Origin of the sequence: Halorubrum sp. PV6, from assembly GCF_003990725.2 — an archaeon.
GTDB lineage: Archaea > Halobacteriota > Halobacteria > Halobacteriales > Haloferacaceae > Halorubrum.
In genome coordinates, this window is the sequence record NZ_CP030065.1 from 229374 (window position 1) to 247897 (window position 18524).

Genomic DNA, 18524 nt, shown 5'->3' on the forward strand with positions numbered 1-18524 from the left:
CGCGACGTCATGTCACCGATGGTGGACTGCTGAATCCAAAGGAGGATGTCAGAGGTCGTCTTGGCGGAACGAAAGGAACCCGCCAATCACCGGAAGTACGGCCCACCCTACAAGAGCGAGTAATGCCACCGCTGGTGTCACGAAGTCCGCAGACGAGTCTACAACGGCAGCGGGAATGGTCCCGGCATCAAGTACCTCTCCAAGCACATAATTGAACGATGTATTCGGACCTATGAAACTTGCAAGCGTAACCCACGTTTCGGGCTCTCCAGATGTCGGACGGAACCGAAAGAGGACTATTTCTGTAAGATTGACAAGAACGGTCCAAAAGAGGGTTAATCCGATGTACGCACCGAACGCCGCAGCGATCACCCGACGCGACGTTGATAATGCCATCGAGAGTGCAGCTGCGATCCAGAGGAACGTTGCCCCATACACGATTGACATTGCTGTGAAGCCGACAAAACGAGACGCGGAGAATGACGGGAAAAAATACAGAAGAATAACACTGGCGAGGAGGGCAGCGAGTGCAATGACAGTGGCGAGCAGTGTCGTTCTGCCAACAATTTTGCCGACGATGAGACCAGCTCGTGAGTGTGGCATTGACAGCGACAGCACAGCAGTTCCCGACTCTCGTTCGCCGATAATAGCCTCATAGCCAAGGATGATCCCTGCGAGTGGAACTAGCAGGCCAACACCAGGTGCAAGAAGGTCAAGATATCCCTCAAACACTGGATCACCGAGTTGGACGAGCAAGGCTGCGAGCCCTCCAAACCCAAGGAAGAATCCAGCGAAGAGTGCCCATGCCCCCCGCTCATGAATTGCTTTGCGTAGATCGTTTCGCGCGATCGCCTGCCAGCTCATAAGTCCGTCCTCCGGAACTGGATATACCCTCCAATCGACGGCAGGATAATCCAGCCTACTAACAGCCAGGCAGCCGGTCCACCCTGTAGATACCACGGCCCGGCGGAGCCGAGAGCCGCCCCGCTAGTGAGTTTGTTCGGACTCACGTATGTGTCCAAGACGCGTTTGTACAGCATGCTAGGCTCCGCGCCGTGGACAAAGACGGCCCAATTGGGAAGTTCGTCACTTGCCAGGTTCAGGTACTCCAACCCCTGTAGAAAGAACCCAGTGAGCTGCGGCCATCCGACAACGAAGAGGAAGAACAACCCGAATGTGAACACAGTCGCTCGGCGAAGTGATGCGGTCAGTGTCGAGAGTGCCATTCCGACCGCAAGAAACGCAAATCCGAACAGGAGGGTCGCGCCCAGATAGCTGACGAGCCTGTTGAGCGAAACACTCCCGAACGGATACTCGATGAGTGCGGCGCCACCGAGAACACCGACCGTAATCGCCCCGAACAGGACAACTCCACGCCCGATCATCTTGCCGAACACGATATCCGCTCGGGAATGTGGGAACGACAGTGTGAGCGTCAAGCGGCCCGCGGCTCGTTCTCCGACTACCGCACGGTAGCCGAGCAACAGCCCGAACAAGGGAACGAGAAACAACGCGATCCCGCGAATGAACCCATCGTAATCAGTCATCGTCGGGTCGGACGTCGTCGTTGGAACAATATACCCGCCAAACACGAAGATCAAGACAACGAACGCGATGCCGGCCTTCCCCGTTCGGCTCTCTATCAGGCCGCGGATATCCTTCCGGGCCACAGTCAGCCATCTCGTCATTCACTTCTCCGTGTATATTCGACGAACAGGTCCTCAAGCGATGCCTCTTCGGTTGTCAAGTCGAGCACCTCGACGCCTTGTTCGTCCAACGCAAGCAGTACGTCCATCTTTGCGCCCTTCGCACACGTGACCGCGAGCCGGCCCTCGTCGGTGAGCCCCGCTTTGTCGACCTCGTCGAGTGCTTCGACCGCATCGATATGTGTGTCTTCGAGGTTATCGGTCGCGATGAGCAGTCTCGTCTCACCGCCAGCCATATCCCGCAGTCCGCTGATCGTGTCGACTGCTGCAAGCTGGGCCTGGTGCATGATCCCGACGCGATCGGCGACCGCTTCGATCTGTTCGAGGATGTGACTCGAGAAGAAGACAGTCGCTCCTCGCTCGTTCTCTTCGAGGATGATTTCACGCATCGACCGTGCACCCGCCGGGTCAAGTCCCGACGTCGGCTCGTCAAGAATGAGGAGGTCGGGCTCACCAACGAGTGCCATTGCAAACACCATGCGCTGCGTCATCCCCTTTGAGTAACCCTCAGCAGCACGGTCGGCTGCCTCCGTAATACCGACTCGGTCGAGCAGATTGAGTGGTTCGCCGTCGACGCCCTTGGATTCCATTGCGAACTGGACGTGCTGGCGGCCTGTGAGACCGGAGTACACACCATACCCGTCCGGAAGGACCCCCATGTGCTTGCGCGCTTCGACGCTGTCCGTCTGACAGTCGGCGCCGAACACCGCTAGATCACCCGCTGTCGGGCGAATGTGGTCTAGCAGCATGTTGATCAGCGTCGATTTTCCGGCGCCATTGTGGCCGAGAAAACCGAACACCTCGCCCTGTTCGATCTGTAAGTCGACACGGTCGACGGCCGTGAAGGAACCGAACCGCTTCGTAACGTCGTGTATCTGTATTGCTGGAGGCATTATCTGAGTATCCTTGATGAGGCAGTTATCAGACTACTCAACGGACCAGCTGGCAAGCTATCGTTGATGCTCATTAGTTTCGCCACCGATACACTCCGATCCCAGCCCCGACTACCACGATCACGAGGAGACCGATTGCTAGCAGCGGGGAGCCACCTTCTTGATTGCTGTCTGACTGAGATTCGATGGTGCCGACATCAACTGGGAGCGTGCTGGACACCCGCTGGCCGTTGATGGTGTACTCTACTTGAATCGGGATCTGGTCAAGATCCGACGAGGCGTTCACCGTCGCTTCGAACGTTTCGAACTCATTTGAGTCGATATTGTCAATGAAATATTCTTTTGTCGGCCCAACGGGCGTTACGGCGTCCGTGTTAGCAGCACTGATCAGAACCGAATTCACCTGTGCGGTGCCGACGTTCGCTGCCTCACCCTCAATGGTCAACGTTCCCCCACCCCGAGTGATTCCAACATCGGTTAGTGCAATCGCAGAGGTTGGCGCTGGGGAATATTTTGAGTACCGGAGACTCTGTTGGATGGTCTGTCGGTCAGTCCCGGCGGTGAACGTTGCCACAATCGTGATGTTGCCAGCTGGAATGTCGTTATCATCCAGAGTGGCATTTCGGGATCCCTTGCCCGGAACGTTCGAAATAGGGACTCTGGCAACAGTGCTTCCATCATTTACTGCACGGATCTGTACGTCTTCAAGTTCTACGTTGCCGAACTGATGAAGTTCTGTAAGGATGACCGATGAGTCGTTACGAATCCGATTGGAAACATCCAGTGTCACATCACTCGTCGCCGCATCAACGTTGACGGTATCAACTTGAGACACCGTCCGTGTCTTTCCGGAGGGAGTATCATATGTAAGTGTCGCGTTAAGTGATTGCTGTCCGGACCGGGAGAACTTCACCCGATACGTGTGGCTGGTTTGGTCTCCGGACGCGATTGAAGCACTAATCCGTCGGGAATTTTTGATATCCGCATCACCGTCCAAACGCAATTGGACGTTACGGAGTGATTCTGTGTTCCCATTGGCGACAGTTACGTTCACCTGCCGTGTCGATCCGACGACCGGATTAGAAACCGTGACACTTCCCGTGTCACCGGTCTTGGGTTCAGTGACAGCAATCCCCAAACTCGGGCGTTGTGGCTCGCGCGCATCCACGATGTATTGAGACTGGACATTGATTACCGCTCCGGCACTCCCATACAGTTCGAGACGGATAGTTTTCTGTCCGGGGTCATTGATTGTCACCGGGACGGATACAGTCATCTGTGACCCAGGTGTCAATTGACCGAGTCCATTTACTATGTGTTCTCGATTGCCATCAACCTCAACGACGAGATCATTAAGATTCGCTGTCCGTTGACTATTGGGATAGTTCGACATCGTGACCCGAAGTGAGAACGGTTCTCCCGCCGTTGGCGTCTGAGTGCTTGCAGTGACATTTGAGATTGCGATTGCAGTCCCACTCGACTGAGCAGATGCAACGGGGGCAGTGACGGCGAATACACTGACCACCAGCATCGAGAGGATCATAAGCGAGGCCACTCGTTCTAAGCGGGAGCGGCTGAGGGTCGTATTATTGCCTCGATTCATTATTTCCAAGAAATGGTGGTAGATACATACCTGTGTGGTAGATATCGTATCTCGTAGCGCTCATCGGAGATGGATTTTGACATTACACTCATAGGCAGCATTTACTTGGAGTTACTCTTTTGCCGGACTTGAGCCAGAAGTCAGACCATATCGACGCACAATTAGACCCAAATTCAGATAAGGTCACGACCCAGCAACCGAACTGGACTCCGCACCACTGCTTTCTGACACGGACTTCAGGCCTCTGTTTACCGAACGAATCGATCTCACGTAGTCTGGATGAATTTGGGTGCAATTCTGGTTCAAGTCTGTCTGTAGGTGTGGCGAAATTCGGCAAATAATCTTATCCGCAGGCCTTGGAGTGATAACTGCTGAAGCATAGTACAATCACAGTAGAATGGGTGTCCTGTTGTTGATAGAACTGGTCCCCTGCTGGCGCAACCTCTTATGAGCGACCGATTATCCCAATCGGTCTTTACACATCCCACCGATTCAATCCAGTCATATTTTTATATTCCCGGTTGTAGTCACATAGAGATGCGTCGGGTTCTCTGGTGGTTGATTGGTGGTTCACGAGGCGGTCGAAATCGCCTTCGCATCATCCTCACACTCCACGAGACACCGATGAACGCAAATCAGCTTTCGGAGAGCTTAGAATTAGACTACAAAACTACCCGCCATCATCTTGACCTGCTCTGTGAGAACAGGGTATTAACCACGATGGGCGACGGATACGGAATGACTTATTTTCTAACTGACCAGATGGAAGAGAATTTGGACATCCTTGAGCAAGTAGCTCGGAAAGCAGATATGACTGAACTATTACCAACTGAATCATCATCACCAGAGGCAGGTGTGAATATGGAATCAGACGGAGATACACAGAATGAGCAGGAGTAGCATACAGATGAAATTTGATGAGACAGAGACGACCCGACGAACGATTCTATTAGTCACTATAGCGGCGAGTGTCGCACTCGGAGTGACACTCCTTGTCTGGATGCTCTTAGAGCAACCGTTCTCGGGAGAACATCTCATTCGAAATCTGTTTATCCTGATAAAGGTGTTCGTCTCGATATTCACCGCAACAATTCTTCTCGGAGTGGGTGTAACGTATTTCCGAATCTATCGGCGTCTTCCCAATCCGTTCACGCGGACACTGCTACTCATCAACGTCTCGCTATTGCTGTATGCTATTTGGGCAAATCCGATCGTGTGGGTTGTTTTTGGCGTCGAGCCGACTGGAATTGGCCTATTTACTGTTCTCCCAGACATTTTTACTGCACTCGCCGCAGTCATGCTGTTACAGCAAAGCGGGATGTGACAATTATGAGCGCTCTTGAGTAGGGGGTTGTTGGTCAATGCTCAGTAGTAACTGGAAGTCACAGCAGGCAAGGATGACGCGACGGCGTCACCCAACGAGCGATGTTCCCAATTAAGACGTTCGTCTCGGAGCGTCGCGCCGCGAACCTGCTCGCGCGGGGAAGATGTCAACCACTGAGAGCGGTAGGCGAATGCTCAGCGCTCACCCACGAGTGTCCGAATCAGACACTAGATGACATCGATTTATCTGCGAACAATCCGGTAATAACCGTGTCGATCAGTGCCTCCTCAACCTCATCATAGGTCTCGTTCAGGACGATAGGTGTGTTCTGTGCTTGCGTGACGAACAGCAGCGACCGTAGGAGTCCTCGTACGATATCCGGATCGTCTATCCGGACATCATCGCGCGCAACCCATGCCTCCGGCTGCGGTAACACGCGGAAGTCTACTTCGGCACCTGTGTCGGGTTTGTTGTCGCTATCGCCTTCACTAATCGTGCCCGTGTTATTGTCGTCCGCTGTACTGGTGGCATTATCATAGTTTGTTCCATTCAACTGCTCATCGATCTGTCGTATCTCACCCTCCACAAACAGCCTCCGAACAAGAGGGTTCGATCGGACTTGCTTAAGCGTCGTCCGCAGGATCATTTCAGCTTCCGCCTGTGGCGTCTCCACCTCACCGACTGCTGCTTCAATCTCTTCAAATAACTGATCGCGCTCAGCGACCAGCACAACAATGCTGAAAAATGGGCCACCGATTCGCTTGGTATGACCTCAGTACTGATCGACATCTGATCAGAATATATCGCCTAGGGGGATTTCAACAAAGGATATCTCACTTGGGTCGCTGTGGGTGTCCCGTACCGATCGCCTTGGAGTATAGTTCTAGTGATTACGATTGTCTTCTTGCTCCTTTTGTAAATGTTGGACGACCTCAGTTGCTGTGTCTTGTTGGGTCCGAGCAGATTCTGCCAATAATTCTCCGCCCACGAGCGCCGGACTAATTATCGTATTGGCTCCTACAAAGCGGAATTTCTCAATATTCTCATTATTTGTCGCTGCAGCAACAATCCAGATATCGTCGTCTTGTTTTCTCACGGTGATTGCCGTCATAATGTCTTCTGCGTCGTCTTCTGTAGCAATAACGACGGCACGCGCCGTATCTAGCCGAGCTCGTTCAAATGTCTCATTCGATGTCCGAGAACCATGTAATTCTAAAACATCTGATTCAGTGAAGCTTTGGGGCGTATCCGTATCAGAAATAACCAATATTGAGCAATCGCTCTGTAAATTATCAATAATTGGGGCGGTCAATTGATCATTTCCAGCGACAATAATATGATCTGAAAGCTGGTCAAGTTCAGCGTCGTCTGTCATACCTAATGCCTCGGTAAACCGGTTCTCAATAGCGGGAGTTAAGAGTGTACCAAGTGCGACAGCAAACGTAGCCGTGCTAACGATTAAGACAGACAGCGCGTATAAGCGGGCAAATCCACTTTCCGGAATGGGCGTGGCATCGCCGTATCCAACCGTGCTTCCAGTTACAATCGTAAAATAAAATGCATCTAGTAGAGTGTCAATTCCCCGGAATTCATTCCGAAGTGAATACGTTCCAATCGTACCGTACGCCTGTGCGCCGACCAAAGCCAAGCCCGCAGCAATTTGCGTGTCTGTCAGTGTGACGTTTCGATCGAATACCCCTTCTTTAGATAATAATATCATAAATACGACGAGAGAGAGCAGTACAAGCGGTGTCGAAAATACGCTTGACTGAAGAACTCCCTGAATCGTTATCATGGGAACGAGAAAGAGAGATACGTACCACGCAGCCCGCCATCGTCGCCGAAGACCGTAACTGGTGAGAAAAAGAAGAAACCCAGTTAGCGACCCTGTAAAGCCAGCAGACTCTGTCGCACTTAATGGCAACTGATCGGCAATAAAATTAATTTTTGCGGCACCTGTTAGCGTCGCCACACCTGTTATTATTGACAGAACAGAAAGTACAGCAACTAACTGTACGATTCCTTTCGTGGATTTTATATAACTAATTGTAACGGATTTTGCTGTGTCAGTCACAGTTCTATCACGTAATTACGTATCAGGATTCTCAGACAATTCTGACGCTGTGAAGCCACCATCTTGAGCGAGATATTACGTAACACGAGATCAATTGGATTCACTCTGGGCATAAGTTCTTGCTAGAGGAATAGAACCTTGAGCCCTGACAAACAAAAAGTCACCCACGCCACACCAACATACCTTTCTTGTAATGTGGCAATTAGTTAGTAAATGGAATATAGCTCAGGACTACGACGGCGGATCATCTTCGGAATTGGAGGGTTAGGATTAGTAGCTGCTGTCATTTTTGTTTTAATCCAGTTTCAGGCAACGCTGATATTTGCAATCTTTCTCTACTACGCAAGCCGACCAATTTATCGTAAACTCGAGAACCTCTCGCTTCCGTCGCGACTCCAAGGCCATCGCGTTCCCTATCGCCGTCAAGTTCTTGCTATGGTTACAATTGCTATTTTCCTACTGCCGTTTCTCTTTTTGCTCACATACACCCTTGTACTGGTAGTACCCGAAATCCAACGGCTCGCTGGAGGGGATGGTCCCGGTGCAGCATACATCTCTGCACTACAGTCGGCACAAGGAAGTGGACTCCCGGGTCCACTCGTAGGACTAGAAATTAGTGACATACTGGGACTGAGTCCTGAGGAAGTCGTAGCAATCCTCAACGACCCCGCAGTTCAGACATGGGTCGAACAAATAGTTGCTACACTGACCGGTTCAGTCGGGTTCATCGCAAACGCAGCACTCCATGGATTCATTCTTCTGGCCGGGACATATTATATGCTTACTGACGGCTCACGACTTGTAGACTGGTTTCTCGACAATTTTGATGGATCAGGTGTTGTCGAGTCATATGTAGTAGCTGTTGATGATGAACTGTCTTCCATTCTCTTCGGTAATATCCTAAACGCATTTGTGACGGGTATCATCGGAATTCTTGTCTTTTCTGGATACAATCTCGTTGCACCAGGAGCAGTAAACGTTCCATTTGCGCCCCTAGTCGGCGCACTCACAGGAGCAGGAAGTTTAATACCAGTTGTGGGAATGAAAATTGTGTACCTCCCTGTCGGAGCAATTCTCGCGATAGCTGCTGTCACCAGTGGTCAGGCAAGTGCGTTCGGCTTCGTGATCCTGTTTCTCGTTTTAGCCTTCGTAGTCGTTGATACGATTCCTGACTTTCTAATTCGCCCGTATGTGAGCGGTAACCGGACGCATGTGGGACTACTAATGTTTGCCTATATTCTCGGACCGATCGCGTTCGGGTTCTACGGTATTTTTCTTGGCCCAATACTGCTTGTCCTCCTCGCAGAGTTCTTTAGAACTATTGCATCGTACGTGCTTACCGGCAGACAGCCACATGAACAATCAAGTCTCTCGGACTACTGAATAACCCGCTAATAGCAATATTTGTCTCCATATCTGTGAACAGAAACCGAGACGCATCTTACTGACCAACACCTAGAGACATCGAATACTACCTGGACAAAGCGGTCATTTGGATACGGACGGAAACGCATAGTTAGCTACGGGCCAACGTTCTGAGCATCCATGTACACAATCGCTGACCTGCCCATCGAAAACACCCTCCAGACAGTCGAATATGACCTCGGGCTCGAATCGGCGCTCCGTCGGATGTTCGAGAACAGCTACACCCAGATCGGTGTCGAACGTGACAGCGAGCTCGTCGGGATTGTCACCTACAGGTCAGTCGTCCGGACCCTCCTTGCATTCCAGCGGCTGGAGGTCGGACACAAAACGCTCGATAAGATTTCGGTCGGAGCGGCCGTCGAAGATGCACACACCATCAGTGAAGACGAGAACCTTCTCGCCGTATTCGATGCACTCGCAGAACACACGTACATCGTGGCCGATCGAGACGACGAGTGGCGGATTCTGACCGACTACGACCTCCTGACGCGATTGAAACAGATGCTCGAGCCGTTTCTGTTGATCGAGTCTATCGAAATACAGTTGCGCGAGATTTTCACGCGAGTGTTCGGAGATTCGCTGTCGGAGCAGCTATCCGAAACGTTCGATGAGGAACACCCACTGCCAACGCCAGCGTCGATCGAGCATTGTAGTTACGCACACTATGCCCAATTCGTCTCGATTCACTGGGCAGAATTCGAATCACTCTTCGATGATCAACAGGACGTGATCCGCGAGTTAGTGCTTGAAATCGGAGATATGCGAAATCAGCTCTTCCACTTTCGAGTCGACGACCCGGACGAATTTGACCGAGATCTGCTTCGCTTCGGTCAGTCATACTTTTCCTCCGTGTGACTTCTGGGTTCGTGCGCGGGGGGTCCTGAGTATCATACGGCTTGTCGGCAAGTCGAGCAACTGGCCTGGGCTCTATGCATTGAGAGAGCCAGTCTCAACTAATGTTACCCCAGTGGGTGGAGAACGCTTTTGTGTGATACTTCCCAACCTCATTTCACAATGACTGACGATGATACAACCGGCGACACCGGTGATAATAGAGATGATTCCACAGACAGACAGGAAGCACTGGGCGGAACGTCACAAAAGGGATTCACCGGTGATGAAGGGTCGTGTTAACTTAAGCATCGGTTCCAGCAGACGGCAAAGGCTCGGAGCCACGATTCTGCCGCCGTCGGCTCCGCATTTCTAAACGTATTTGAAAACGAAGATGTTCTGCGTTTTACTTTTCTAAAGACACGTTCGACAGCATTCCGATTTCCATGACGAGTGATTTGAAATCGAAGCGAGGTTCGTGAGAGCGCAGCTGTGAGATGGCCGCCAGCGTCAACGAAAAAGAGCGCGTCGTCAACATGGTGTTTCTCTCTGAGATCGCGGAGAAACACCAGAGTGAATTGTTGATTTTGGACAGGAAATACGTCAACGTGGAGGAATTTATTTGTACGAGGATCGACGGCAGCGTACAGCCAGAATCGGTCTGAGTCGATCTGAATCGCAGTCTCGTCGACCGCAACGCGATTCGGGCTTGCCCCGTCAGCTGGCTGTAGATTGGCCTTTTGAATCCAGTTGTGGATCGCTGTGCGGCTTCGCTCGACACCCAACTTCTCAAGATACTGTTTGGTATTCGAAAGTGATAGGCCAGCAAGGTGGAGCTGAATACCGGTTTCAATGAACTCGTGGGGTGTCCGCTCTCGCTCCACAAACTCCAAGTCGATCCAATCAGTAGAGCCGGCGAGGCGGTCGCTTTTGGGCATAGAGCACTCGAAACGTCGACCGCCTCGCTCTTAACTTAACATCGCCGTTCATTCCCGTCACCATATTTATATATACAGCGTATTCGGCTTCGTCGACCGTGGCCGGTATGTCCCCACGTTCCAGCCAGAGAAATCTTCCGCGCGTGGCGGGGGGCACTCCCCCCAGAGAAACGAACTGACTGGTGACTCCCGAGCCCGCTGACCGACGCATCATCGCAACCCCAGACCAACCCACCCATCATGACCCGAACACTCCACGTCCAGATCAAGTCCGCGGATCGCAGCGGCCTCGAGGAGCGGCTCGAAGCGATCGACGCCGGCAACGATGTCGAACCCGGTGAACCAACGCTGTCAATCGAGGACCTCAAGACGTTCGGTCGCGTCTTTCGATCGACCAACCTCGAACTCCTCGAAGCAATCGTTGCACACGAGCCGGAAGGCATTCGTGAACTCGCTCGCCTTGTTGACCGGGACCCACCAGAGGTTCTCAACAACGTGAACGAGCTGGCCGACTACGGCCTCGTCGAATTCGAAGAGAACGGCAGCGCGAAGCGCCCCGTTGTGTGGTACGACGAGATTGACGCGGAATTCCCCTCACGCCGCCGTCGGGACGAGAATGCAGAGTATAAAATAGAATTCTGACAACAGTCGCAGCGCCGTCGCCGGAACGTATTTGATGGTCGCTTTCGCCCTCCACATATGGACCTCCAAATCGACCATGTCACGGTCGCAGGACGAGATCTGGACCGTCTCGTCGATGCATTCAGCGATGCTGGCCTCCCGGTGGAGTACGGCGGCCGTCACTCGAACGGCGTCACGCACATGGCAATTGTTGGGTTTCGGGACGGAAGCTACATCGAACTCATTTCGACGCTAGAGCCTGACGCCGAGTCGCCGTGGTGGGACGATCCTATTCAGGGAGATGGCGGCCCATGTGCCTGGGCCGTCGACGTTAACGATATTGATACCGCGAGTGCTGACCTCCGCGACCGGGGCATCCACGTCGACGGCCCCTCGGAGTACAAACGGACTCGAGAGGATGGAACGCTTGTTGAGTGGGATCTTACCTACCTCGAGGAAGGCGATCCAGGCTCGACGCTCCCGTTTCTCATCAGCGACCGAACTCCCCGCAAACGGCGGGTCCAGCCGACAGGTGATCTGGCATCGTCGTCGATCACTGGAGTCGATACGGTCATTCTTGGCGTCGGTGACCTCGACGCCGGAATCGCAGAGTTTGAGAAGGCATTCGACGCGGACGGACCAGAGATTGGTAACAGCGACATTTTTGACGCCAAGACGGCATCGTTCCCCGGACTCCCGGTGGTGCTTGCAGAACCACGCGGCGACGGCCAACTCGCAGAGCGGCTTGCGGCCTTCAGCCCCCGACCAGTCGCGTATCTGCTCGGTGAGGAGCAACGGACAGAGGACGCCGAACGAATGCTACCGTTAGACGACAGCACTACGGGTTCGCTTGCCGACCGAACTGTCGAGTGGCTCTCTGTAACCTACCCGTCGGGGTATCCGTATCTCGGGATTGTCGACATAGAACCCTAGAGAAAAAAGGAACCATTGAGGGGTGACACCTACGAGGAGAAGCCGTACCAAAAATTGTGGTCCGCGGTCGAACCGTTATCCGCCGAGGAACTCCCGACGAACGTCCTCATCATTGAGGAGCGAGTCGCCGTCATCCTCGTAGCGGTTCTCCCCGTTGGCGAGGACGTAGCCGCGATCGCAGCGTCGCAACGCCTCTTTCGCATTTTGTTCCACCATGAGGATCGTGGTGCCCGCCTCGTTGATCTCGTCTACCCGGTCGAACATGTCGTCGACGAGATCGGGTGCGAGCCCCGCACTGGGCTCGTCTAAGAGCAACACGTCGGGATCGAGCATCAGCGCACACCCCATCGCAAGCATCTGCTGTTGGCCGCCTGAGAGGGAACCAGCATCCTCATCTGTTCGGCCGGCGAGCGCCGGGAAGCGATCGTAGACATCGCGTTTGCGGTCGGTCGGCATCTCGTCGAGCACGTACGCGCCGAGCCGCAGGTTCTCCTCGACAGTCAGCGTCGGGAAGACGTTGTCCGTTTGTGGGACGTAGCCGATCCGCTCGCGGACTACCTCCTCTGGGGACAGCCCAGAGATGTCCGTCCCTTGGTACTCGATCGACCCGCCTAGACAGGTCGCAATCCCGACAATCGTTTTCATCACCGTCGATTTGCCGGCGCCGTTTGGCCCGACAATTGTCACGTACTCGCCGTCGTCGACGTGGAGATCAACGCCAGAGAGAACTTGAAGGTCGCCGTATCCCGCGTCAAGATCGACGACATCAAGCAGGCTCATTTGGCATCACCGCCGAGATACGCCTCGATCACACGCTCGTCTTTGAGGACCATCTCCGGGTCACCCTCAACGAGCAGTTGCCCTTGTTGGAGGACGATTAGCCGGTCAACGAGCTCAGTCAACGTTTCGAGCTCGTGTTCAATGATTACGACCGTCATCCCGTCCTCGTTGAGGTCGCGCACGTGGTCTGCAATCTCACGAGTCAACGTCGGGTTGACGCCCGCGAACGGCTCATCGAGCATGAGTACGTCTGGATCGAGCATCAGCGTACGCGCGAGCTCAAGCAGCTTCCGTTGGCCGCCGGACAGGTTGCTGCTGTATTCGTCGGCGAGGTGATCCAGTTCGAACATCTCGATCAGTTCATCTGCCCGCTCTCGGACGGTCCCCTCTCGCTCCTGCATTGAACCGCTGCGAAGCAGCGCGGGAAGCGTCCGTTCGCCCGGCTGGTCTGGAGCGGCGAGCCGCACGTTGTCTCGGACCGTCATCGTCTCCAACTCGCGGGTGTTCTGGAACGTCCGCACCAACCCACGATGTGCCAATGACTCGGGCGAATCGCCCGTCACGTCGGAGCCTTTGAGACTGACGGTGCCGCCGTCGGGTGAGATGACGCCGCTGACGCAGTTGAAGAACGTCGATTTTCCTGCGCCGTTGGGTCCCATCACGCCGACGAGCTCTCCGTCTTCTATCGACACCGAAAGCCCGTCTATCGCTCGCAGGCCCCCGAACTCCTTCACGAGGCCCTCCGCGGAGAGGAGGCTCATTGGTCCACCCCCAACTCCTGCGGGTCGCCCCAGATTCCGGCAGGGCGATAGCGGATTACTGCAACGAGGATCAGGCCGACGACGATGAGCCGAATTGAGGCGAACACGTCGCCGGAGACCGGCGTCACGTTGAGTGCGAACCGGGAGATGAGCCGAAGCCCCATAATTATCGACAACCCGGCGAGCACTGCTCGGTGGTTCGCTGCGCCGCCGAGTAGCATCCCGATCCAGACGGTGACCGTTACCTGAATCGTGAAGAAGCCGGGTGCGACCGCACCGTTGTACAGCGCGAACAACCCTCCGGCGAGGCCCGCAAGTGCCGCGCCGTAGACGAACGCTTGCGTTTTGTAGGTTATCGTGGATTTCCCCACGGAGCGCGTCACGAGTTCGTCAGCCCGGATCGCCCGGAGGACGCGCCCGTACGGCGCATCGGTCAGTCGAGTGACGACCGCGAGAGTGACGAGGGTGACCCCACCCAAGACGAGAAGCGTGGCGACGAGGCGGGTGTCGCTGTCGGAGACGAGCGAAGCGATCGGTCGTGGCACGCCGAGGATGCCGACGTTCCCGCCGAAGATGTTCTCGAAGTTGACGAAGATTGAGTGGAATATCTCCGCTGTCGCAAGCGTCACGATCGCGAGGAAGTCGCCGCGGAGTCGGATCGAGGTGAGGCTGACGGCTGCCCCGAGGATCGCGGCCGCGATCACACCGACGGCGAGCCCTAACGGCCAGGGATACCCCAAGCCGATCCCCGCAAATGTGTCCTGTGCCGTGAGCATCGCAGTCGCGTACGCACCGACTGCAAAGAAGACGACGTGGCCAAAGTTGACGAGGCCGGTGTGACCGTACTGAAGGTCAAGCCCCAGTACGAGGATCCCGTAGATCACAAAGAGGATCCCGACTTCGACGAAGACGTAGAGCGCGCTCGGGAGTTGGGCGCGAAGTGGCGTCACCGCGAACAGCGCGCCGAGGAGGAGACAGACGAGTCCCGCAATCAGGGCTCGGTCTCCGCGTCCGGATGGGAGCCGATCGAGAACGCTCACGCCTCACGCACCTCTGTTCCGGCAATCCCGCTGGGTTTGATGAGCAGTACGGCGATCAGAATCACGAACGCCACCGCAGACGACAAGCCGGTCATCGACGAGGGGAGGAACGCCGTCGAGACGGCCAACACAAGGCCGATGACGTACGCTCCGAGGATCGCCCCGTACGGGCTTCCAGCCCCGCCGAGGATGGCTGCAGAGAGTATCTGCAGGATGTGGCTGAACCCGGTGTCGGCGCTGACGTTCGTCTGGACCGCCATCAGCACGCCTGCGAGTCCGGCGAGAACGCCGGCGAGCACCCAGACGCTGTCGCGGATCAACTGGGTGTCGATACCGCGAACGCGCGCTAAGCTTTCGTCGTCGCCCATCGCCCGCATCGCGATTCCCACGTCTGTTCGGGTCAACAAGAGATGGATGGACGCGAACACCGCCACTGCTGACCCCACCACAACCAGCTGTTCGGATGTGACGAAGAAGCCGCCGAGGAGGTCGACGGGTCCGACCGGAAGGTCCGGAATCGCGTCAAACTGGAACGTCGACGTCTCTGTCTCGAAGTAGCGGGCGCTTCGGCCGCCAACGAGTCGGAGTCCATTCCGGAGAACGATTCCGAGGCCGATCGATGTCAACAACATCGGGACCGGTCCGGTGTGGTTGATCGGGGTGAAAAACCCACGGGCCAAGATGATACTGACGACGCCACCGCCGATCATCGCCACGACGACCGCGACTGGAAGCGGGCCGGGCAGGGTATGCGCGGCGAGGAACCCGATGAAGGCACCGATGGAGATGTACTCCCCGTACGCGAAGTTGATCATGTTCACGATCCCGTAGATCAGTGTAAACCCGATCGCAGCGATCGCGATATATGACCCGGTGACCAGTCCGAAGATGATCTCCTGAAGTAGCCCCATCGCGGTTAGTATTCGCCTTCCGCGACGTACTCACGGACATCTTCGGCGGCGACCTCGGTGGTTTCGACGAAGCCACCGGACTCGGCAGTGCTGATCGTCACACTCCCGAAGACGTTGCCGTGCTCGGTGAAGTCCGTTGGCGTCGCGGCACCTCGGTAGGTGATCTCCTCACCGTTGGCGAGCGCTTCCTTACCTTCCGCGAAGGTGCTGACAGTCGTCCCCTCGCCGCGACTCACGGGACCGAGGTTTTTCTGGATCGCCTCGGGGTCCGTTGAGCCGGCGCGCTCGATAGCGAGCGCAGTTACCTGGACGGAGTCCCACGATGGCGGCGTCCAGCCGTTGATCTCGGCGTCACCTTCTTCGTTATAAATGTCCTCGAATGTGTCGTAGCTCGGGCCTGAACGACCGGGTGAGGCGACCCACGCGCCGTGGAGGTCACTGCCGACCTGATCGATAACAGCCTGCTGTGCCAGGGTGTCCGAGAGGATGGGCTGACGCCCATAGCCGCCGTCGGACCAGTCACTGAGAGCCGTGATCGCCGACTCCTGCGGCATGCTCACGAGGAAGGCGTCGAAGTCGGCGTCAAAGAGCCGGCTAAGCGCCGACTGATAGCTCGAACTCCCCAGTTCGACCTCCACTCGTTCGGCGACAGTCCCCCCGTTCTGCTCGTAGACGGAGAGGAATCCGTCGACGTAGCTCCGCTCGCCCTCGGTGTTGCCGTTGATGATTCCGAGCGTCTCGAACCCTTCTTCAAGCGCATAGACGGCGCTCCCACCAGTGTGGACGGTGTCTCCGACAACGGTCCGCCACACCCACTCATCGTCACTCACGTCGCTGGGGGTTCCCTTGTCACCGCCGCGGGTGTCGAGGAACGTCGACCCCGGCCACGGGGTGACGATGGGCGTTCGGAGGTCCTGAAGGTAGTCCCACAGCGGGTTGATCTCACTCGAGAAGAGACCAACAATCGCGGCGGCGTTGTCGTTTTCGACCAACTGCGTCGCGACGGTCCGTGCTTCCTGCGGGTCGACGGCGGTGTCTCGGCGAACGAGCTCTAGCTCCGCACCGAGAGGCCCGCCAGCCTCGTTGATGTGGCGGACTGCGGCGTCAGCCGCCTGCGACACACCGGGCTGAAGGAAGTCGAATGAGCCAGACAGCGCACCGGGTTGTCCGAAGACGATCGTATCTGGAGCGTCATCGCCGCTATCGCCACCGTCGCTGTCACTACCGTCACTCCCGCTGCCGTCACCGCCATCGCTACTCTCTTCATCGCCGCCAAATCCGATACAGCCTGAAAGGCCGGCAATGCCTCCGCTTCCGGCGAGGGTCAGAAAGGCTCGACGATCCACACGTTCCGTGATATCTAATGGCATTCCAGTTTTCGCTCATATACAATACTACTTAAATACTTGGTCGACCATGGTCACATCGAAGTTACAAAATGGATGAGTATAAGTATATTTAACCGTTAAATGATCTAAACTAGTTATAGAACGACATCCAATTCACAAAAACAGACTTTTATTGCTTATTCTCGGCACTATTCTAATTCTTTTGATTGTCAACGATATGTCGTCAACGACCGATAGTAGCCGCCACCTCTTACCCTACAGTGGAACCTCAGTCCCGTCATCTGCCTCAACCGCCTCTCGGTAGATTGTCTCGCCCGCTGCAGCATCAAGGGTAGCGGATCCAACGCTAACCACAACCACCACCCCATCAGGCGATTTTCGCACGTACCCCTCTGTCAGAGGCACACCGAGTTCGATCAGATCGTCGGCGTCGAGATGGCTTGCAAGGAGGTCGCCGGTCTCTGCGGCCTCGTCAGGAACGTCGGCGAATGTCTGCTCGGCGCGCTCAAGGATCTGCGAGTCGAGTTCTTGCATCTCCGCCGTAAACGCGCCGACCGCGACGACGAGACTCCCCGCACCGAGTGCGTCAGGTGGGAAGACGGGTTCGGTCGCAGTCGTCGCGGTCACGACCACATCGGCTCCCTCCACGGCGTCTCTCGACGTGTCCACTGCACGGGCTGGAATATCCGCCTCGCGCAGATCTGTTGCACACGTCGTTCGCGACTCGCTCGGTGAGTAGATGCGGACATCCGAAAGCGTCGCCACGGTCTCAATCGCTTTCGCCTGCCACCGTGCCTGCGCGCCTGCTCCCACGATTCCGAGTGTAAGACTGTCTCCATCCGGTTCCGGTGCCAAGGCCCTGACGGAAACCGCCCCGATACAGCCGGTCCGAGCGTTCGTAATTGTCGTCCCTGCCATCAACGCCTTCGGGAGGCCCGTCCGAGCTTCCGTGAGGACGACCTGGGCATTGATCGTCGGGAGTCCTTGCTTTGCGTTCCCCTCGTGAACGCCGACGAGTTTCGTCGCGTAGTGGTCCGCCCCGTGAACGTAGGCTGGCATCGCGATCCCGGTTCCGATGGCTTCGTCGCCGTCGAGACCCGCACCGACTGGGAAATGCGGTCGGTGGGGGCGTTCAACCTCGCCAGCAGCCTGTTTGACTAATGCGTCATCGACTACGTCAACGAGCCTCGCAAGTTCAAGATTTTTGTCGACTTCCGCTGCGGAAAGGACGAGCATCATAATCAGGTCGTTGGTTCCCGACGACTTAGCCTGATCGTCGGCCGACTACTTGGCACGCTCGCCTCTCTCGCCTACTCTTTGATCACAGAGAGAGAC

General features: G+C 55.5%; 19 protein-coding genes. 6 read left to right on the plus strand and 13 right to left on the minus strand.

What is annotated here, in order from left to right; translation table 11 throughout:
* Positions 1-48 precede the first annotated feature (48 nt).
* The 4 genes from DOS48_RS28880 to DOS48_RS28895 form a co-directional block, all read right to left on the minus strand.
* Entirely contained in the window at positions 49-864 is an 816-nt protein-coding gene (locus tag DOS48_RS28880) for an ABC transporter permease (RefSeq protein ID WP_168654501.1), read from the minus strand.
* Positions 861-1688 (minus strand): ABC transporter permease, encoded by an 828-nt coding sequence (locus DOS48_RS28885; RefSeq protein ID WP_168654503.1) that lies wholly within the window; start codon positions 1686-1688, stop codon positions 861-863. Before DOS48_RS28885 ends, DOS48_RS28880 begins: the two co-directional genes overlap by 4 nt.
* Positions 1685-2599, minus strand: coding sequence for an ABC transporter ATP-binding protein (locus tag DOS48_RS28890; RefSeq protein WP_168654505.1), 915 nt, complete (start codon positions 2597-2599; stop codon positions 1685-1687). Before DOS48_RS28890 ends, DOS48_RS28885 begins: the two co-directional genes overlap by 4 nt.
* A 73-nt stretch (positions 2600-2672) precedes the next feature.
* Positions 2673-4142 carry a hypothetical protein gene (locus DOS48_RS28895; RefSeq protein ID WP_168654507.1) on the minus strand — a complete coding sequence of 490 codons (1470 nt, stop codon included), beginning with the start codon at positions 4140-4142 and terminating at the stop codon, positions 2673-2675.
* A gap of 597 nt (positions 4143-4739) precedes the next feature.
* Here DOS48_RS28895 and DOS48_RS28900 point away from each other — a divergent pair.
* Positions 4740-5102 (plus strand): winged helix-turn-helix domain-containing protein, encoded by a 363-nt coding sequence (locus tag DOS48_RS28900; RefSeq protein WP_168654509.1) that lies wholly within the window; start codon positions 4740-4742, stop codon positions 5100-5102.
* Between the two features lie 7 nt (positions 5103-5109).
* Positions 5110-5526: a hypothetical protein gene (locus tag DOS48_RS29515; protein WP_244629415.1), complete on the plus strand. Its 417-nt coding sequence runs from the start codon at positions 5110-5112 to the stop codon at positions 5524-5526.
* 220 nt (positions 5527-5746) lie between these two features.
* Here the strand turns inward: DOS48_RS29515 and DOS48_RS28910 are convergent, their stop codons facing one another.
* Both DOS48_RS28910 and DOS48_RS28915 read right to left on the minus strand, forming a co-directional pair.
* A complete protein-coding gene (locus DOS48_RS28910; protein WP_168654511.1) occupies positions 5747-6256 on the minus strand; it encodes a TetR/AcrR family transcriptional regulator in 510 nt (169 codons plus the stop codon).
* Positions 6257-6409: 153 nt separating this feature from the next.
* Positions 6410-7600, minus strand: coding sequence for an NAD-binding protein (locus DOS48_RS28915; RefSeq protein WP_168654513.1), 1191 nt, complete (start codon positions 7598-7600; stop codon positions 6410-6412).
* A gap of 213 nt (positions 7601-7813) precedes the next feature.
* On the opposite strand from DOS48_RS28915, the gene DOS48_RS28920 reads away from it, so the two are divergent.
* Complete coding sequence (locus tag DOS48_RS28920; RefSeq protein WP_168654515.1) at positions 7814-8983, plus strand: AI-2E family transporter; 1170 nt, start codon at positions 7814-7816, stop codon at positions 8981-8983.
* Between the two features lie 162 nt (positions 8984-9145).
* On the plus strand, positions 9146-9880 hold the full coding sequence (locus DOS48_RS28925) for a CBS domain-containing protein (RefSeq protein ID WP_168654517.1): 735 nt from the start codon (positions 9146-9148) through the stop codon (positions 9878-9880).
* A gap of 275 nt (positions 9881-10155) precedes the next feature.
* Here the strand turns inward: DOS48_RS28925 and DOS48_RS28930 are convergent, their stop codons facing one another.
* Positions 10156-10794 (minus strand): IS6 family transposase, encoded by a 639-nt coding sequence (locus tag DOS48_RS28930; protein ID WP_168654519.1) that lies wholly within the window; start codon positions 10792-10794, stop codon positions 10156-10158.
* Positions 10795-11034: 240 nt separating this feature from the next.
* Between DOS48_RS28930 and DOS48_RS28935 the strand changes: the two genes are divergently transcribed.
* Complete coding sequence (locus DOS48_RS28935) at positions 11035-11436, plus strand: hypothetical protein (RefSeq protein ID WP_168654521.1); 402 nt, start codon at positions 11035-11037, stop codon at positions 11434-11436.
* A 57-nt stretch (positions 11437-11493) separates the two neighbouring features.
* Positions 11494-12348 carry a VOC family protein gene (locus tag DOS48_RS28940; RefSeq protein WP_168654522.1) on the plus strand — a complete coding sequence of 285 codons (855 nt, stop codon included), beginning with the start codon at positions 11494-11496 and terminating at the stop codon, positions 12346-12348.
* Between the two features lie 75 nt (positions 12349-12423).
* Here the strand turns inward: DOS48_RS28940 and DOS48_RS28945 are convergent, their stop codons facing one another.
* From DOS48_RS28945 to DOS48_RS28970, 6 genes are all read right to left on the minus strand, one after another.
* Positions 12424-13128: an ABC transporter ATP-binding protein gene (locus tag DOS48_RS28945; protein ID WP_168654524.1), complete on the minus strand. Its 705-nt coding sequence runs from the start codon at positions 13126-13128 to the stop codon at positions 12424-12426.
* Positions 13125-13889 carry an ABC transporter ATP-binding protein gene (locus DOS48_RS28950; RefSeq protein ID WP_092564791.1) on the minus strand — a complete coding sequence of 255 codons (765 nt, stop codon included), beginning with the start codon at positions 13887-13889 and terminating at the stop codon, positions 13125-13127. Before DOS48_RS28950 ends, DOS48_RS28945 begins: the two co-directional genes overlap by 4 nt.
* Positions 13886-14929 carry a branched-chain amino acid ABC transporter permease gene (locus tag DOS48_RS28955; protein ID WP_092564789.1) on the minus strand — a complete coding sequence of 348 codons (1044 nt, stop codon included), beginning with the start codon at positions 14927-14929 and terminating at the stop codon, positions 13886-13888. The genes DOS48_RS28950 and DOS48_RS28955 overlap by 4 nt, the downstream gene beginning before the upstream one ends.
* The gene (locus DOS48_RS28960) at positions 14926-15840 is read right to left on the minus strand and encodes a branched-chain amino acid ABC transporter permease (RefSeq protein ID WP_168654526.1); all 915 of its coding nucleotides are present in this window, start codon (positions 15838-15840) and stop codon (positions 14926-14928) included. The genes DOS48_RS28955 and DOS48_RS28960 overlap by 4 nt, the downstream gene beginning before the upstream one ends.
* A gap of 5 nt (positions 15841-15845) precedes the next feature.
* Positions 15846-17210 carry an ABC transporter substrate-binding protein gene (locus tag DOS48_RS28965; protein ID WP_244629416.1) on the minus strand — a complete coding sequence of 455 codons (1365 nt, stop codon included), beginning with the start codon at positions 17208-17210 and terminating at the stop codon, positions 15846-15848.
* A gap of 234 nt (positions 17211-17444) precedes the next feature.
* Complete coding sequence (locus DOS48_RS28970) at positions 17445-18428, minus strand: ornithine cyclodeaminase family protein (RefSeq protein WP_168654527.1); 984 nt, start codon at positions 18426-18428, stop codon at positions 17445-17447.
* Positions 18429-18524 lie beyond the last annotated feature (96 nt).

Bases quoted from the DNA above. Each gene is read 5' to 3' on its own strand.
- DOS48_RS28880 (WP_168654501.1), bottom strand. From the start codon at position 864: ATGAGCTGGCAGGCGATCGCGCGAAACGATCTACGCAAAGCAATTCAT.
- DOS48_RS28885 (WP_168654503.1), bottom strand. From the start codon at position 1,688: ATGACGAGATGGCTGACTGTGGCCCGGAAGGATATCCGCGGCCTGATA.
- DOS48_RS28890 (WP_168654505.1), bottom strand. From the start codon at position 2,599: ATGCCTCCAGCAATACAGATACACGACGTTACGAAGCGGTTCGGTTCC.
- DOS48_RS28895 (WP_168654507.1), bottom strand. From the start codon at position 4,142: ATGATCCTCTCGATGCTGGTGGTCAGTGTATTCGCCGTCACTGCCCCC.
- DOS48_RS28900 (WP_168654509.1), top strand. From the start codon at position 4,740: ATGCGTCGGGTTCTCTGGTGGTTGATTGGTGGTTCACGAGGCGGTCGA.
- DOS48_RS29515 (WP_244629415.1), top strand. From the start codon at position 5,110: ATGAAATTTGATGAGACAGAGACGACCCGACGAACGATTCTATTAGTC.
- DOS48_RS28920 (WP_168654515.1), top strand. From the start codon at position 7,814: ATGGAATATAGCTCAGGACTACGACGGCGGATCATCTTCGGAATTGGA.
- DOS48_RS28925 (WP_168654517.1), top strand. From the start codon at position 9,146: ATGTACACAATCGCTGACCTGCCCATCGAAAACACCCTCCAGACAGTC.
- DOS48_RS28930 (WP_168654519.1), bottom strand. From the start codon at position 10,794: ATGCCCAAAAGCGACCGCCTCGCCGGCTCTACTGATTGGATCGACTTG.
- DOS48_RS28935 (WP_168654521.1), top strand. From the start codon at position 11,035: ATGACCCGAACACTCCACGTCCAGATCAAGTCCGCGGATCGCAGCGGC.
- DOS48_RS28940 (WP_168654522.1), top strand. From the start codon at position 11,494: ATGGACCTCCAAATCGACCATGTCACGGTCGCAGGACGAGATCTGGAC.
- DOS48_RS28945 (WP_168654524.1), bottom strand. From the start codon at position 13,128: ATGAGCCTGCTTGATGTCGTCGATCTTGACGCGGGATACGGCGACCTT.
- DOS48_RS28950 (WP_092564791.1), bottom strand. From the start codon at position 13,889: ATGAGCCTCCTCTCCGCGGAGGGCCTCGTGAAGGAGTTCGGGGGCCTG.
- DOS48_RS28960 (WP_168654526.1), bottom strand. From the start codon at position 15,840: ATGGGGCTACTTCAGGAGATCATCTTCGGACTGGTCACCGGGTCATAT.
- DOS48_RS28965 (WP_244629416.1), bottom strand. From the start codon at position 17,210: ATGCCATTAGATATCACGGAACGTGTGGATCGTCGAGCCTTTCTGACC.
- DOS48_RS28970 (WP_168654527.1), bottom strand. From the start codon at position 18,428: ATGATGCTCGTCCTTTCCGCAGCGGAAGTCGACAAAAATCTTGAACTT.